This window comes from Bradyrhizobium zhengyangense, assembly GCF_022012555.1.
GTDB classification, from domain to species: Bacteria; Pseudomonadota; Alphaproteobacteria; order Rhizobiales; family Xanthobacteraceae; genus Bradyrhizobium; species Bradyrhizobium zhengyangense.
The window spans coordinates 1-16,149 of sequence record NZ_JAKLTZ010000026.1 but is presented as its reverse complement, the minus strand read 5'-3'; the positions used below and the strand labels follow the sequence as shown (position 1 = coordinate 16,149).

Below are 16,149 nucleotides of genomic sequence, written 5' to 3'. Positions count from 1 at the left end.
ATTGGACAAGCAGGCCGCGACTAAGGCCAGGCGTGTCAGCAATTGGACGGAACTCGACATCATTTATCCCTCTCAACTTGCCCAAGGAGTCGCTCAGGTAGCGAAAGTTGTCTACCTTGGCACGCTGCTCGCGCTTACCGGATGCCCCGTCAAATTTTCCAAGCCAAACGGCCACCTGTTCTAAGCTTACCGAACAAGCCTCACCGATGGCAACAGAGTTAGGGGCGGCGGTGTGACGGACTGTGACCTGCGCCGGGCCGTGTGGCCCGATGGATCTTGAAAGGATCACCGACCAGTCCGCGAGACCGTGCCTGCTGATGGCGGCGAAGCCGGTGCCAGACGCCGTGCCAACCTGACCGTTCTCCGCACGGCCGGGGGCCGCGGGGCCGGTCAATCAATGCAGGAGACAGCGCGCTCGCGGCGAAGCAGTTCAGAGCCCGGACGGGCCAGCAATCGGGACGCGTTTTCGCAGGCAGAGGGGCTCCAACCGGCATGTTCGACGACATTGAAACCTTTACGCTCGCCCACGGATTAATGTCACGCGGTGGTTCGGGGGAGATGCGCGATTCAGCGATCGCGCTGGACCGTCGGGCGATCAACGAGATTTGCGCTGCTGGATTGTTCCACTGGACTTTGGCAGGTGACTGGGCCTGTTGGGGACATCCGTGTTCGTCGCATGCTTGACAACCTTATTCTGGCGCCTTCTCTTTTCGGTCGGCACTTCCTTGCCCGGCCAGACGCTTCTGGCTGCCGCGGTCGGGGGCGCATTTTCACCGAGCAGTTGCCGAACGCGCGGAATGCAGATCCGGTTCGCATCGAAATGTTCAACGACATATCGACGGGCCGCCTCGCGCATAGCAGAAAATTTCGAGGGGCTCGCCAGCACCTCAACAGTCCTTGCCACCAGTTCGTCAACCGCGAAGAACGGTACCAGAATGCCAGTCTCCCCCGGGCGGATAACCTCTCGCACGGGCGCGGTGTCAGACCCAATCACGACACAGCCGCTGCTCATCGCCTCAAGCACCGACCAAGAGAGCACAAATGGGTAGGTCAGATAGACGTGGGCCGATGAGATCTGCAGGGCGCTCAGGAATACAGGATACGAGACCCGACCAAGGAAGTGGACACGACTGGCATCGATTTGATCTTTGACTTCGTTCAGGAAGATCGATTTCCAGGTCGTGCCTGTAGGCGGCGACTGCCCATATGACAGCCCGTCACTTCCTATGATCACGACTTGTGCATTTGGTCGCCGCGCCAGGATTTCCGGAAGTGCCCGCATGAACACGTGATAGCCACGGAGCGGCTCGAGGTTCCTTGCCACGAAGGTAATGACTTCGTCCCGGCGCGTAAGCTCACGCCCGGGGAGCGTAAGTCGCGCCTCGGGATCGGGCTTTATCACGTCGGTGTCGATTCCCTCATGGGCGATATCGATCATGCTTTGATAGTGTATGGGAAACGTCGAATGCTGCCAGCATGTTGGTGAGATACCGAGGTCGGCTTCGGTCAAGGCCAAAAGGGTCGCGGCATTCTTCAGGTGCAGACCAACATAGCCATCCAGACCCGGCTCCGGAAATTCCGAATCAAATCCGAGGTCGCGATCCTTAGCGCCATAGTAGAACTCGCAATAAACTGCCAATTTGGAACGAGGAAACACGGTTCGCAGCGGCAACGTTTCGCCCCAACCGGGGTGCGCAAGAATGACATCTGGCGAAAACCCCGAAGCCGCGACGCTGGACAAGCTATAAAGTACTTGTTCCGCGCGTCGGCACTCGAGATCAAAGCGCCTCGCGAAGGGATGCGTCATCGAGACGTCTGCGTCGGCAAGTGCGTATTTGGTAAGCTTAACTGAAGGTATCGCACGAGAACTCGACGCTCCGATTGCCACCAACTGGTGACCGGGCTCGCGTGAAAGAGCGACTGCGAGATTCCGAAACTGGGCGGGAAAGTTATTGTGGACAAACAATATTTTCATTGACTTTGTGTCTAAATGGGAAGTTCACCCACGGTGCCCCCTGCTTAACAAAATCTCCAGGCACTCTTCGGCTCAGACCTTGTCACTTTCACTATAACAAAGATTTCCGGCCGCGAGGTCTGACGCCTGTGATAAGTTGAATACAGTAAAGAGTTCGGACGTTGCCAAGTGCGATGGCCCAACAGGGGCGGGTTATGAGCGAAGCTGATCAGCGAAAGACGGTTGATCTCGACCGTGGGCTATTTTCTGTAAATTACCGGAGCGCCGAGGACCAGTCTGCTCCGCCGAAGGTGATCGTTACGCCCGCACGAGGCGATGAAAGTCAATTTGAGTTCATCCTGCATCCCGACGCCTCGGAACCGACGCTGTGGGAGCCAAATTCAGGCTTCGTCATCAGGGCTCGATCTCCCGGCCGCCTAGAAATCGAGGTGTTGCCGATGCGGCCAGGCGGTTCCCGTGCGGCGGTCGTGCGCATCGAGCCGATCCAACCCGGCCGCATACCAGCCGTTTCACGCGGCCGGGTCGAAAGTGGCAGAACTGGCTCTGCAGTGACGGGGGACGGACTGAAGGTGCTCGCTCATGTCGCAGGTATTGGCGATACGACGGCGGGTCCGAACACCTGGATCGCAGGTCCAGCCTCCCCGTCGCGGATCGAGGGCATTGCTTTGGACTGGGCCGACCGACCCGCCGGCGTCGAGATCCGCTATGCAGTTCAGTTTTTGAAGGGACAATCGGGCAGCGGAAAGATGGTCGCTCTTGGTGCGTTCGCAGGAACGCGCGGTCGCGCCATGCCGCTCACGGGCGTAGTTCTCGAAATGGCGGGAAACGACGAATTCGAGTTTGTTGCCGAAGCTCTGTTCCTGAACGCACCAACCCTTCGGGCGATCGGACAACGCGTGGTCCTGTCAGGTCCGACCGGCCGCGAGCCTTTGGTCGGCCTGCGGATCGCCATCGAAAGGGCAGACAGGGCGATCGCGGCGTCCAGCAAGGCCGCCACTCCCGCCAAGATCCCCTCAAAACCTTCCGGTTCCGGTCGAGTCCGGGTGTTTCGCAGCAGACCCCGTCAGACCACTGCGGTTGACTAAAATAACCGGCAACATGCGGCTATAGCGGCCTTTGCGAGGGCAGGACGGCTGGGATGGCATCGGAGCAAGATGATGGCGCGACCGCTTATGCAGGTCTGCAACATCACCTTTTGCTCGAGCGGCGGGCGGCTCGAGCACTTTCGGCTCAAGACTTCCACCTTGCGCTGGCTTATGCGGACCGGCGATGCAGGATAGATCCTCCTCCGGCAGCGCATTCTTTTGTGCTACGCGCCGAGGCCAACCGGCATCTTGGCCGGCAAGAGGCCGCCCTCAGCGATCTCGCAGAAGCTCTCAGCATTTCCCCGAAAGATATCAACGCAAATCGCCGGATGCTCCTCTGGAGCGAAGATGACCGCCGCCAGGCGGCGGCGTCCAGCCTGATCGCTCATGACGAAACTCCTAACACGGTCCGAAGCGCAATTGCAGTGCTGCAAGCGTCCGGCGAGCGTCGATGGGCTGCCGTTTCTGTCTTTGATAGTCATGTGGCCGGCTGGGTTGCGTGGAGTGGCGAAGCCGAGGTCGAGGCGACGATATCCTTCGAGGACGGCACTCTTACGAGCGTCCTGGTCGCAGACCCGTTTCATCCATTGGCCAGCCGTCAGATAAAGGCAACAGGCTTCCGGCTCCGCCGACCACCTTCAGAACGACCTCAGCAACTAATCATGACCTCCGACGGAGAGGCGTTCAAGACTCAGCGGCTTCCGCCGAACCTCGGCTTCACACAACGGCTCTCGCGGGGCGAGACGAGCAAGGCGGTTGCTGATGCGTCCGACGCTCTGCCCACGGTCATCGTGCCGGTGTATGCCGATCTCGAGGCAACCAGGAGCTGCCTGCAAAGTCTTATTCAGGCGCGGACAAATTTCCCCAGCACGAAGACAAGATCGCGCGACAGCGCCTTTCGGATCCTGGTTGTAAACGACGCGACCCCGGATCCAGGGCTTCGTGATCATCTGCTAGAACTTGCAGCCACGAACGCAATCGACCTGCTGATCAATCCGATTAACCTCGGCTTTGTTGGCGCGATCAACCGTGCACTGTCCGAAGTGAAAAACGGCGACGTCGTCCTTCTCAACGCAGATACGGTCGTTCCCCCGGGATTCGTCGAACGTTTGGCCGCGGCCGCACGCTCGGCACCAGACATCGGAACTGCTACTCCCCTTTCAAATAATGGCGACATCTTCTCTTTTCCTATGCCGAACCAAGAAAATCCGATGCCTGACTATGACGAAATCATAGCCCTGGATCGGATTGCCGCGGCGACTAACAAGAGCATGGTCGTCGATGTGCCGAGCGGAATCGGCTTTTGCCTTTACGTCACCAGAGCTTGCCTCAACGCAGTAATTGGTCTTTCTGAATGCTATGAAAGGGGCTATCTGGAAGACGTTGACCTCTGTCTACGCGCCCGTGCGAGCGGCTTTCGGAGCGTATGCTCAGCCTCGGTCTTCGTTGGTCATCACGGATCACGCTCGTTCCGCGAGGAAAAGCGCAAGCTGGTCCGGCGCAATCTCGATATCCTTGACCAACGCTTTCCCGGCTACCGAAGAGAATGCTTGGCATTCGAAGCCGCTGACCCCCTGCGTTTCGCACGCGCCGCGATCGAGCGCGGCTTAGGGCGCCTCGCCAGCGATTCCGTTCTCATCGCGACCGCCTTGGGATCGAGCCTCGATATTGCGCGGGCACGCGCCGCCGAACTTGCCAATGCTGGCGAGCACCCTATCCTCATCATCCGAGACCTCGCCGAACTACGCCTTTCTGCGTACGACGAAAGTGCCCCGCAGTCGATTTCCATAGACCTTTCGTCCGACGTGGCCAAAGACCGAGCCGCTAAGGTTATCGCCGATCTTCGGCCCACGCGGCTCGAAGTCGTCGACCCAGCCGTAGACCCAGAACTTACTCGGCTTGCTGATAGCCAGGCAATCCGGATCGACGCCTGGATAACGGCAGATATGGAAAGCGTTTCGTCTCAACTGAATAGGAAGGCGCCGCTCCTTGCCCCTACAACGGTGGCCGAAGCATTTGCGCGCTCGCGCATGCCGCGGCGCACGATCAAGACCCGGACCTGGAAAGTCGAGCCGCTGGTTCTTCCGAGCGACCAGCCTCTCGGCAGAACTCTGGCCATCGTTCCCGTATCATCGTCGCCCGTCATCTTTCGCATCATCCGCGTGATCGCCGCGCGATTGCAGCATGAGGCAGTATCCATTGTTGTGGCTGGAGCAACCTTGAACGACCTTGAGCTCATGTCATTTCCCAATTTGTTCGTCACGGGAAACACGCGCCTTGCAGAGCTGGCTGATGTGCTGCTGCCACACGCCCCGAGCTGGCTCTTTACTGACTTCGGCGATCCCTTGTTCGGCCATCCGACCATCGAAGCCGTGCGACAAGCCAACAGGAAGGTCGCCTATTGCGATTGGTCACATCGCCTCGTCGCGCCTAGACCCGGTGACCTTCCGATCTCGCCGGACCTCGATGATGCAGCGCTTGCCGACGCTCTCGCAAGTTGGATAGGAGCGCCCCGATCATGATACGAACTTCCTGCGGTCAACCAAGTTCAACGGCGAAATCTGAGACTGGAACCCAAGTCAGTCGGCTTGCTTTAGCCGCCGACGGGACGCTCACGGGCTTCGTATTCGATCCGGAAGACCTTGGTCGCAACTTTACCGTTGACGTTCTGCTAGACGGCTTGGTGGTTGCGACCTGTCATGCAGCCAGCTTCGTTCCCGAGCTCGCAAACCGGGGAATGAAGAATGCGCGCTACGGATTCGAGCTGTTGCTCGATCCCGATCATCTATCAACGGCATGCACCGTTGAAGCGCGGATCGCAAACCTCGGGACAGGAATTGGCGTTCCGATTGATTTGAAATCGACGCGGCAGGGCAATCTCGCGGATATACGCACTAAAAGCTTCCTGCGCTGGCTGGGCGGCCTTCGCTTCCATGGATGGGTTGACTCGAGTCTCGAGACTGTCCTGGATGCTGTTGTGGATGGCGAGACCGTCTCGCAATTGCGAGCTTCACAATGGGCGCGTATCAACGAAGACGGCTCCTCCCACGCGGGACGCAACGTTCGCGCGTTCGACTTCAACTTGCCCCAGCGATTTGCAGATGGCTGCGTACACCGGGTGAGTCTGCGTCAAGGTGATGGCGAACTGATGCCTTATGCAACGTTCGTCGCCTTCCCCGATGGACTTTCCGCAATTCTATCTTCTCTTGGCGATAACGGCGCAGAGCGCCTTCGCGGCACACTCTATGACCAGCTCATTCCTTCCTCGCTCCCCCTTGTGGACTATGAAGCCTGGCTTGAGCGATTCCCGTTACCTGATCCGAAACCTAGCCAGCTCGAGCTTGCCGTTGTTGTTGCCGGCGAAAGAGCATCAGAACAAACACTCGCGACGCTACAAAGCCAGAGTCACGAGGCCTGGACTGCAGCCGTAATTGAAGGGACGCCGCCCGCGATCAATCCTTCCCTCGTTTCTGAATTCCTAACCGAAACGAACCCCGTGGCCGACATCCTGGTGTTTGTCATGGCCGGCATTCAACTTACGCCCAATGCTTTGGCGCGGATTTCGGCAGCGTTTGATGATGACCCCGATGCGTCGGCAGTCTATTGCGACCTCGACTTTCTCGCTGACGATGGTCGATTGTGGCCAGTCGCCTTCCCCGCATTTGACTATGAGCGAATGCTCGAACAGGGCTATTGCTGCTATCTTTTCGCCGTTCGGCGCGACGTCGCGTTTGAACTGCTGTATTCGAAACCCGACAATCTTTATCGTCTCTTCAACTCGATGCTCGACCGGACAGGGTCGCAACGGGTTATCCTGCATTTGCCGGGCTCGGCAGGGACCTTGCCGAAGCTGGACCAGCTTGACTGCACGCCTTACCTGCAATCCGCCACGCAGCAGCACCTCATCGCGCGCGCTATCAAATCGGAAGTCATTTCATCCGAGGGGAGCTTGTTTCCCGCAGTGCGGGTGAGACGTGTGAGGCAACGCCAGAAGGCAACGATACTGATACCAACCCGTGATCGAGCCGCCATGCTACGTACATGCCTCGACAGCATTGCGCCTGCAGTCGCGCGCAGCGGGGCAGAGATTCTCGTAATCGATAATCACAGCACTGATCCGGATTCGTTGAACTATCTGGCCGATCTGCCCCGTCGAGGAATCGGAACCATTCGCGTCGAAGGCGCCTTCAACTTCGCCAAGCTCAACAATCGCGCGGCGGCCGTGGTTGACAGTGATGTACTTTGCCTTCTCAACAACGATATCGAGGCGACGTCAGATGATTGGCTCGACGAACTGTTGTCTCGCCTTGCAGAGCCAGATGTGGGGGCAGCAGGCGCGCTCTTGACCTGGCCCGGCGGCGTTGTTCAGCATGGGGGCGTGGTTCTCGGTATGAACTTCGCGGCCACCCACGCCTTTACAGACAGGCTTGGCGACGATGCGGGGTATCTCGATCTTTTACGCGTAGCCCACGAGTGCAGCGCAGTCACCGCGGCATGTCTGGTGACTCGCCGCGCAGACTATCTGCGGCTAGGCGGGCTGGATGAATTCAATTTCGCTGTTGCGTTCAATGACGTGGATTATTGTCTTCGATTGCGTGAGATTGGCAAACGCATCGTGATGACGCCCCACGCACGGCTCCTTCACTTCGAATCTGCAAGTCGAGGCAAAGACGACAGGCCCGACCGACGGGACAGGTTCGATCGCGAGCTTAATCAGCTACGGGCGCGATGGGGAACGGCACTCTTGGAAGATCCGACCTACAATCCGCAGTTGTCGCGTGACGGGGTGCCTTACGGCGCATTAGCGTGGCCGCCGGCAGACTGCAGTCCGAGAACGAACGAGCCACCGAGCTCGCGGGCGATACCGTCAGGCTTTTGAGGCTGCGTGGCGATTGACCAACCGACGGGAAGCGTCTCGAAGCTAACGTTGGATTCTCAAGCTCTGTTGGCAGTCACGACCGCATCAACCGTGTCCTGTAGCCAGCGGCGCCCGGACGCGATCTCCTCAAGGGACAGACTTTTGACCCAACCAATATGCGGCTGGGAATCGTTGCTCAATTGAAGTGGGCAATCGATTGCTGGAAGTTTGATTGGTGGAAGCGGTTGGCCGAGAAATTGACCAAGTCGCACCCATCGTTCAGCGATGTTGCCGTCCAGCAATGCGATCGCGGCATCGAGTGTCAGACGCTGGGGTAGCGAAGCACTATCCTCTGGCACACGTGATCTCCTAATTCGTCGATACCATGCCTGGAGTGCGGCCAGGTGACCGATATATTCGAGATTTCTTTCAACGCGATCGGCGGCTTTTCTGGGCGCCTCGAAGCCCCAAGGTGCGTCAACCTCGCGCTGCGCTTCGGAACGAATGCGTTTGGCCGAAACGTCCGAGCGAATAACTTGCCCGGCTGCAGTGAAAGATCCAAAGCCTATTCGATTGGGTCCCACCATACCGCTACTGCCCCCGATGAAGATCCGTTCTTCCCGAAGAAAAACGCCGTCCGGAACTCCACCGAAGAGTGACGCGGTTGCCTTGTCGCCACTCTCACCCCAGGGCGTGAAATTGAAATGAATGAAACCGCTTCCGACTTCGGTATGATTGGAACGAGAACGTCCACCCGAAACCAGGCAGTCGCAGCAATTGATCAGCGATCCAAGTGTGACGAAGCTCATCAGCACAGTTTGTTTCAGGCCAACCGCATGAGCGGTTGAGGCCTCTTCCTCGAGCAGCGTCCCCTCGCGCACGTGGCCGTTTGCGCCAATTCGCGCTTTGGTTAGCAAGACCGAGCCGGTCACATAGCCACTCGCGATCTCAGCATTCTCACCGATGACGGATTCAATCACCGTCGCCGGCCCCTCGCTCCCGATTTTCGCACGCGGTCCAACAAGCGTCCTGCGCCCGACCAGCCGGGTGCCAGGAAACAATATGGCTTCAGGAAAGACGCGCTCGAGGTCGACATCGTCGTCTACGAAAGTCTGGCGCGGATCAACGATGTTAACTCCCCTTTCACTGAGCTGCCGGAGACGGGCATCTTGCAACGAAGGTGTCATGTGCTCTTCCTGGGCCTGCAAAGGTTAATCGGCGGGAAGCGATGGCAATGTAAGGATCGGCAGAGGGGCATGGCGGACCCACCGGGGGCAGGCAAAAATCGCTGGAACGAGAGCGCCAATATTCGAGGTTCGCAATTATATTGTCAAAGCGACGACAAGACATTAAGGTTACGTCGATTTTTGGCATATTTTTCTTTGGCTGACGATGCGTATTGCTGGCTCTGCTCTCCTGCTGGTTGGGTTAGTGTTGTGTGCTTCCATCGATTGGGCTGCGGTCGGGTTCGTGACGATGGGAGCCGGACTGCTTTTCTTTCAGGCGGCCGAAAGGAAGCAAGAGGCAATTGTCGTGCAGGGCGTCCAATCGTCGATCGAACCGATTGTGCGACGTGGCGGCCAGATCGCCGACCACGAGCGGTCAACGAACTTCGATTGGGAGCGCTGGCGACGCTTGGTTGCAGGCGATCGCGATATTGCGCAAGCCGAGGCCATTCTAGCAAGATGCGGCGCAAAGTACGCAGAGCAGTTCGCCAGAGCCTACCTGATATTCGAAAACAAGGCGCTTCTATCGAGCATATTGAGCACGATCGTTGCGTCCTACAGGCTTGATTCAGGGCTCGATAGCGATGTTGGAGCTAAGACGATCGCCAATTTCTCTGTCGGCACAGGGGATTTCCCTACGATTTTCGATCGATCGCAAGCAGGCCTCACACCAGCGCCCCGACCAGATAGTGCGGATCCAGCGATCGAGCAGCGGCCGACGCCCGCCCCGCCGGCGCTCACAACACTCGAGCACGACAGCGCGCCCAACACTGTACGGATTGACAACGATGCCGACGAGTTGGAGGCGGCCTCGCCGGTCGAAAATGATTCCACGGAAAACCTCAAGCAACTCCTCGAATGGCTCGATCGACCTGCCGCGCAAAAATAGCGGTCGTTCGTCCCCGCAGCTCCACGGGCGTGATCCTAACTGAACTGGAGCGCAAAGATCAGGCGCCACAGCACACCATCTCGTCTAGGTGCCGGGACACTCGGTATAGAACACGCCATTGGTCGCGGAAATGCTTTCCAGGCATTGGCGCTTGTCCGTTATCGGACCTGCAATTGAGAATTCAAAGGACTTCCCCTGCACAATAAGCGCGTAGCGACCAGCAGGCAGTGATTTTGCTGGCTCCCGGGATCGAATCTCGTACATCTGCGGATTCCCCGGCAAAGGAATCGCCTGATAGGGAACAGAGATGTTGCGGATGACCCACGTGCGACCCCTCTGCGCGACGACTGGCTTGCCCGACGAGTCAAAATTCGTCGCTTGCCTCACTTGCGCCATCACGCGCACTTCAACCGGTTCATGCGCACCCTGACCATCCTTGTCGAATACTATGAAATGTACATTGCCATCAGGCAGCTTTGTTTCGCTGGGTTTGGTAATCGCAGCCGAAATGGCAACACGTGAATCCGGGGCATGCCCTGGCAACATCTGGAGCGCAATGAGTTTGCCGCCCTGCTCCGCATACACCCCGTATGCCGACGGGAGCGGCCCGCTCTCGGAGGTTGCCTTTTCGACCGAAGGGGCATGAGGGCTCTTATTGTGGATCGAGATTTCAGCCTTGGGCTGGATCGGCTCGGGCCTTTGAGGCGCCGGCGATGACGTCCGTCCCACGAAATTGATCGCCCAAACAGCTGCGCCGGCGACGAAGCAGAACATTGCCAGATGGCGCAACGAGAGGGCCGGCAAAAGTTGCGATTGTCCCATCAACATGCGTCGGAAACCTCGCACGTTCTTAATGGGCGATGATCTTTCGACGGGCGCGACTGTGCGAGAGGAGCGCGCAGATGGTAGCGCAGCGAAGCCGATCCTGTCGTGTACGATCGGACCGCCCCTCGCATTCGCTTCAACGCCTGTGATCGCGACTTCTAGCGCCAGCGCCAGTCGTTGCTTCTCAGCCGGATCGCCGGCTTGCAATTCCTCGAGCTTCTGCCGCGCCAACTCATAGATCGCCTGGCGCAGCTGCTCCGGATCTCCCTGCACGGCGTCGATTGTGCGAGCCAGAACGAGCGCAAACTCCACTTCTGGATGTGCGCTATTCGCGATGCCCGCCGCAGTTCTAGTTGGCTCCAACGTCATAGAGTAGGCTTCAGTCCAGCTCAGATTTGGTCAACCTAGTGCGGCAAAGCCACAGATGCAAAGCCAGCCAACGGCATTGCGCCGCAAGACCAGGACTTTAGGCGATGTCGGAGCGGTCAATCGCAAGGTACTGACCCCTGCGCCAGCCAGACAGGGCGCTTAAGCACCTGCTGCCCCGAACCGCCAGAGGCGCCAAATTAGCCGGTTAGCCTGGATGTCCCGTTTTTCCGGCGACACCGGGATCCGGTCCAATACTTCGACCCGATGAATTGGACAGGCTTCCCGATCACTGTCGACCGAAAGGAGTTCAGGCGTTCCCGAATTTCGATCAAGCACCGTCTGACCGAGGAAATTCCGGGCGTCGGAGTGACCTCTATCACTGGTTGCCCATCGAGCCTGCACTCGCTACAATTCCTACATTGCTCTCTTATTGGTCTATTCATCACATTGCCGGCGGGCCTCATTCATGGCCAAAGAAATCACAGGCGACAAGCTTCTGGTCGAAAAAGCGTTTGTGAGCGCCAAGCACGCCTTGCTGGTGGTCCGCCACGCCAAGCTCTCCGACCGACGCGCCGCAATCAAAATGCTCGAGCAGCTCAGAGCCGACACATCTGAGTACAAAGAGAGCGCTTTGGTACCCGGCGGGGTCGATGCCTATCTCGCGGCTTGGGCTGCAATAGACGAACTTGTCCAATCGCTCCGGTCAACCGGGGAGGATAGCGCACCTTTATGGAGCAAATCTATCGCCGCTATCGAAACCTGGCGAGATGTGCTCACGAAGTCGAATTGAGAAAACCGAACCAACAATCTCTGTAACCCGACGCCACGTCGTGTACACTGCACGCGGATCTGCCCCCTACGTGCCGGCCTTTACACCAGTCATGGCAGTTGAGAGCTGCTCGACGACAACTAGCGACAGGCTTATGAAAGCGGCGTCGTGCAAGATCTCTGTGGCCCGACTGTGCGCCGTGCGTCAAACCTGCCACTCGGTCAAGTCCAACCTACCGGATTGGGATGCGTTGAACACCCAAAGGCGGGATCACTCGTTTCCGCCTGGACGCTCAACACTCCCCGCCGTGGGCGACATTGGCTTGGCAACTTCGACAAGCGTCGAACCGGATTGGTTACGGCCGCGAGATCAAAAACTGGTTTAGCTTCTTGCCTGCCCCAAGCTGGGCCGTCAGCCAGCGCGGCTGCTTCCCGCGCCCAGACCAGGTTTCCTTGGGGTTCTTCGGATTTCTATATTTCGGCAACACTTTCGGATATGGGCGCCGCTGACCTTCAACCCCGCCCCTCTTCGCGGTTGCCATGTTTATCTTCTGAAGTCGCTCTTCAAGCTTGGCCTTTTCTGCCTCGATCTTGCGGCTCAATTCGGACGTGACCTGCTCGTGCAAAAGCCAGAGCTCATCCACCGACAACACTTTCAACTGGCCGTAATCCATAATCCCTCGCGAATCTAAGCCGCTTCGTGACGCGCATTAATGCGCCCATCGATTTAATTAAGCAAGATTGAAATTCCTCCGAGATACACGTACTGAGACATTGGCCGGAAGCGGAGCAACGCCCCAAGTAGGTGATGGTTCCTGGATTTTTCTTTGAGATTGCTTGTGACTGATTTGTGGCAGAAAACTGCTGTCGGACCAGCCGTGGTAAGGTGGTATTCAAATTGAGGCACCAATGCCCGCTCAATTCACGATTACTCAGCATGCGAATTGGAGTTTGAGAGTTTGAATACATTTGCATTTGCTCGCGCCGCCGACCCGCCCAGCCGCCGGCTAGGCCAGGACACATCTGAGTTACAATGGACGCATTCGGACATATTTTTGCCGGATGGGATGCCGCCGCAGGCACGTTATTGATCCGACAAGTTTTCTCCAGTGAGTCCCGCGACTACTTTCCCAGGATCGCAATCGCATCGTCCTGCGCCGCTGGCAGCGCGAAGAATCGGACCGTCATCCAGCGCACGCCAGGGCGCGGCGTGGCGCCGTCAAGGCTAAGAGCGAACTGCCATGTCGAGCCGAACGCCGACGTTGTGAGGGCTGCGCCCAAACGATAGATGTGGTCATCGCCCTGAGGCAGTTGACGATTTGATTGATAAGCTCGCGCCGCTTGAAAATTGAGCAGAGCATTCCGATGCAGAAGCACAACTCGTGCTTCATGTGCCCGCGCTCGAAAGTCGAGACCAACGGATCTACACAAGGCAATGCGGGCCTACAGCGCTAAAGCGACTAAAAGCTCACAACTCTCGCTCCGCAGATCGCAACATTACAGTTAAATTTCGATATTTAAAAACGACTCATCCACATGGCCGCTTCGAGGCAGAAATGCACGACGGACTTGAATTTTCTCGTCAAATCCAATGCCTTGCCGTCAAACTAAAGCACCCGCGCTTTGATCGTAAGCGTAGCTCTGCGGCCCTTTTGATTGACGCTTGACGATTATTTTGTCCGCGCGGGGCGTCGTCGTGGCTTCCATTTGTCGGACAACGCGTTGACGGCGGCCTCAAGCGCCTTCCGATCGATGACGTTGGGATCGAACCGCTCCGGTCCCCAGAGGCGCATGTGTTCGTGCTCCGGATGGGTGGGGTTGCTGATGGCATCGAGGTATTCCGCATAGCCCGGCGCACCGCCGACGTCTTCCGGAGGACAACGACCGGTGGCCTCGAGCAAGAAGGGAAGCCCATCCGTCGTGGTGTTCTCGAACCATTTTTCGAGCTTGATCACATGGTCCCAGCTGTCACCGAAGTCATAGAGATAGTGGATCGTCTTGGCGCCGGTCTCGCGAACGATATCGCAAAGCCGCGCTTTGCTCACGTCCAAGGGCCGGTGGCCGTAATCGTTGTTGGGGTCGGGAATCCCCCAATGGACCTCACCAGCGAAGAACTCGAAGAGGTGACTGTTCGTCCAGCCAAATGCCGCCTGAAGCGTCAAATGCAGCCGATCAAGGCGCAGGGTGACGGGGACGACAAGGCGACGCATCACCTCCGGGTTCACGTTCTTGAGGGTCACCTTGATCCGGACCGCGGTCGTGTTCAGGCTCATGCGGCCAGCCTCGGATCGTGAACATGCATCGTGTAGGTCGACGCCCAGGGAAGCAGTTCGTCCAGCCGTGCCGCAGGCCAACCATTGACGAGCTTGGCGAGAACATCAGCAAGCCAGTGCTCGGCGCTGACGCCATTGAGCTTGCAGGTCTCAATGAGCGAAGCCAGTAATGCCCAATTCTCGGCGCCCTCGTCGCAACCGGCAAAAAGGGAGTTCTTGGCATTGAGTTTGATCGGCCGCATCGCTCGCTCGACCGCATTGGTATCCATCTCGATGCGCCCGTCATCAAGGTACAGCGTCAAGCCGTCCCAATGCCGCAGCGCATAACGTAAAGCCTTCGCCGTGTCGCTCTTCTGCGCAAGGTGACCAAGCATGGACTCAAACCACTGCTTCAAGGCTGCAGCCAGAGGTCGGGCATGCGCCTGCCTGCCTGCGGCGCTCGTCCGCAGATCGGCCGCGGAGAGCCTTCTCGACCGCATAAAGCTGGGCGATGCGCTCGAGAGCCTCGCGGGCAACCGGAGCTGGTGCAGGCGCAGCCTCCCGCTCGATCTTCACAAACTGGCGCCGCAGATGCGACCAGCAGAAGGCGAGCGTTCCGGACAGGGCGTCCGCACGCGTCTCTCGGGTCATGGTCTTGTAAGCCTGATAGCCATCGCAGTGGATGATGCCGCGATAGCCCTCAAGCAGCCGCAAGCCATGAACGGCGCCGCGGCCCGGTGCATCGGCATAGACCACCCCAGGCGGATCAGGCCCGGCCCAGGGTCTGTCATCGCGCGACAGCGCCCAGAAGTAGCCGGTTTTCGTCCTGCCGCGTCCTGGATCCAACACCGGTGCCGGGGTCTCATCGACACAGAGCTTCGAAGAGGCGAGCAGAAGCTGGCGCAAACGATGCCACAAGGGCTTCAACTCCTGGGCGGCATACCCGACCCAGAAGGCGAGCGTGGAACGATCGATGGCGATGCCGTGCGTCGCCATCATCTGTACCTGGCGGTAAACCGGCAAATGCCAATGATACTTCGCATCGATCACATGCGCGACCAGCCGCTCGGTAGGCAATCCACCCCTGATCAGTCGCTCGGGAGCAGCGTGCTGGAGGACGACGCCGTGACAGGCGCGGCAAGCCAGTTTGGGCCGGCGGGTGATGATGACGCGATACTGCGCCGGCACGACGTCCAGCCTCTGGCTCTCATCTCGGCCAATCTCGAAGAGGTCGCCCTTACAAGACGGGTAACAAGTCTCCGCCGGCATCAGGGTTTCGACGATGCGCGGCAAATGCTCCGGCAGCTGACCACGGTTGGTTCTGCGCTCGGCCGTCCTCTTCTCGCAAACTCTGGGATTGGCGCGATCCTCGGTGGCTTCGAGAGCTGCGACGGCTCCTTCGATGTCCTCCAGAACAAGCTGTAGCTGATCAGCGTCCAGCTTTTCCGAGGACCGACCGAACTGCGCATCTTTCGCAAGCTTGAGCAACCGCTTGAGCTTGGCGCAGCGATCCAGCAGAGCCGCGGCAAAGACACGTAACTCGGCTGGATCGCTCGGAAGCTGATCGGGCAAATCACTCATTGGCCCAAGCTTGCCATGCTTCGCGCCGCGATGCAGCGAAGATTTGTATTTTTACGCAAGCGCTTTCGGCTGCGGGATCCGAGGTGCGCGCATGCGTGTCCAATCCATGCCGGCCAATAGCGCCGACATTTGCGCAGAGTTCATCCGCATCACGCCGGCTACGATGGGGGGCCATTTGAAGCCGCTGTCATCGAGCCGTTTTGTCAATCGGCTTGCAAATTTGACCCCTCATCGGCGTCCAATTTTGGCTCTGACGCAAGTTTGGTGCAACGCCGACTATTCTGCGCCGATCAACCTGGCTTGAAGCAGATCGATTTTCCC

At 58.4% G+C, this 16,149-nt stretch carries 12 protein-coding genes and 1 pseudogene; 5 read left to right on the top strand and 8 right to left on the bottom strand.

Annotated elements, in window-relative coordinates; genetic code table 11:
• Positions 1-595: 595 nt before the first annotated feature.
• Positions 596-1,975, bottom strand: coding sequence for a glycosyltransferase (locus L6639_RS39845; RefSeq protein WP_237866969.1), 1,380 nt, complete (start codon positions 1,973-1,975; stop codon positions 596-598).
• Positions 1,976-2,169: 194 nt separating this feature from the next.
• Between L6639_RS39845 and L6639_RS39840 the strand changes: the two genes are divergently transcribed.
• Genes L6639_RS39840 through L6639_RS39830 form a run of 3 tightly spaced genes read left to right on the top strand, consistent with a single transcriptional unit; the run spans position 2,170 to position 7,939 of the window.
• Complete coding sequence (locus L6639_RS39840; RefSeq protein ID WP_237866967.1) at positions 2,170-3,060, top strand: hypothetical protein; 891 nt, start codon at positions 2,170-2,172, stop codon at positions 3,058-3,060.
• Positions 3,061-3,113: 53 nt separating this feature from the next.
• On the top strand, positions 3,114-5,582 hold the full coding sequence (locus L6639_RS39835) for a glycosyltransferase family 2 protein (RefSeq protein WP_237866965.1): 2,469 nt from the start codon (positions 3,114-3,116) through the stop codon (positions 5,580-5,582).
• The gene (locus L6639_RS39830) at positions 5,579-7,939 is read left to right on the top strand and encodes a glycosyltransferase family 2 protein (protein ID WP_237866963.1); all 2,361 of its coding nucleotides are present in this window, start codon (positions 5,579-5,581) and stop codon (positions 7,937-7,939) included. The genes L6639_RS39835 and L6639_RS39830 overlap by 4 nt, the downstream gene beginning before the upstream one ends.
• Positions 7,940-7,995: 56 nt before the next feature.
• Here the strand turns inward: L6639_RS39830 and L6639_RS39825 are convergent, their stop codons facing one another.
• Positions 7,996-9,105, bottom strand: coding sequence for an LbetaH domain-containing protein (locus L6639_RS39825; RefSeq protein WP_237866961.1), 1,110 nt, complete (start codon positions 9,103-9,105; stop codon positions 7,996-7,998).
• A gap of 205 nt (positions 9,106-9,310) precedes the next feature.
• Between L6639_RS39825 and L6639_RS39820 the strand changes: the two genes are divergently transcribed.
• Positions 9,311-10,033, top strand: a complete 723-nt coding sequence (locus tag L6639_RS39820) for a hypothetical protein (RefSeq protein WP_237866960.1) — start codon at positions 9,311-9,313, stop codon at positions 10,031-10,033.
• 84 nt (positions 10,034-10,117) lie between these two features.
• Here the strand turns inward: L6639_RS39820 and L6639_RS39815 are convergent, their stop codons facing one another.
• Positions 10,118-11,227 carry a hypothetical protein gene (locus tag L6639_RS39815; RefSeq protein ID WP_237866957.1) on the bottom strand — a complete coding sequence of 370 codons (1,110 nt, stop codon included), beginning with the start codon at positions 11,225-11,227 and terminating at the stop codon, positions 10,118-10,120.
• 466 nt (positions 11,228-11,693) lie between these two features.
• Between L6639_RS39815 and L6639_RS39810 the strand changes: the two genes are divergently transcribed.
• On the top strand, positions 11,694-12,017 hold the full coding sequence (locus L6639_RS39810; protein ID WP_237866956.1) for a hypothetical protein: 324 nt from the start codon (positions 11,694-11,696) through the stop codon (positions 12,015-12,017).
• A gap of 334 nt (positions 12,018-12,351) precedes the next feature.
• On the opposite strand, the gene L6639_RS39805 is transcribed toward L6639_RS39810, so the two are convergent.
• The 5 genes and pseudogenes from L6639_RS39805 to tnpB form a co-directional block, all read right to left on the bottom strand.
• Positions 12,352-12,669, bottom strand: coding sequence for an H-NS histone family protein (locus L6639_RS39805; protein WP_237866954.1), 318 nt, complete (start codon positions 12,667-12,669; stop codon positions 12,352-12,354).
• Between the two features lie 448 nt (positions 12,670-13,117).
• Positions 13,118-13,372: a hypothetical protein gene (locus L6639_RS39800; protein WP_237866953.1), complete on the bottom strand. Its 255-nt coding sequence runs from the start codon at positions 13,370-13,372 to the stop codon at positions 13,118-13,120.
• Between the two features lie 293 nt (positions 13,373-13,665).
• On the bottom strand, positions 13,666-14,268 hold the full coding sequence (locus L6639_RS39795; RefSeq protein ID WP_237866952.1) for a plasmid pRiA4b ORF-3 family protein: 603 nt from the start codon (positions 14,266-14,268) through the stop codon (positions 13,666-13,668).
• Positions 14,265-15,828, bottom strand: a pseudogene (tnpC, locus tag L6639_RS39785) (IS66 family transposase). Before tnpC ends, L6639_RS39795 begins: the two are co-directional and overlap by 4 nt.
• A 51-nt stretch (positions 15,829-15,879) precedes the next feature.
• A complete protein-coding gene (gene tnpB / locus L6639_RS43620; RefSeq protein WP_377819185.1) occupies positions 15,880-16,035 on the bottom strand; it encodes an IS66 family insertion sequence element accessory protein TnpB in 156 nt (51 codons plus the stop codon).
• Positions 16,036-16,149 lie beyond the last annotated feature (114 nt).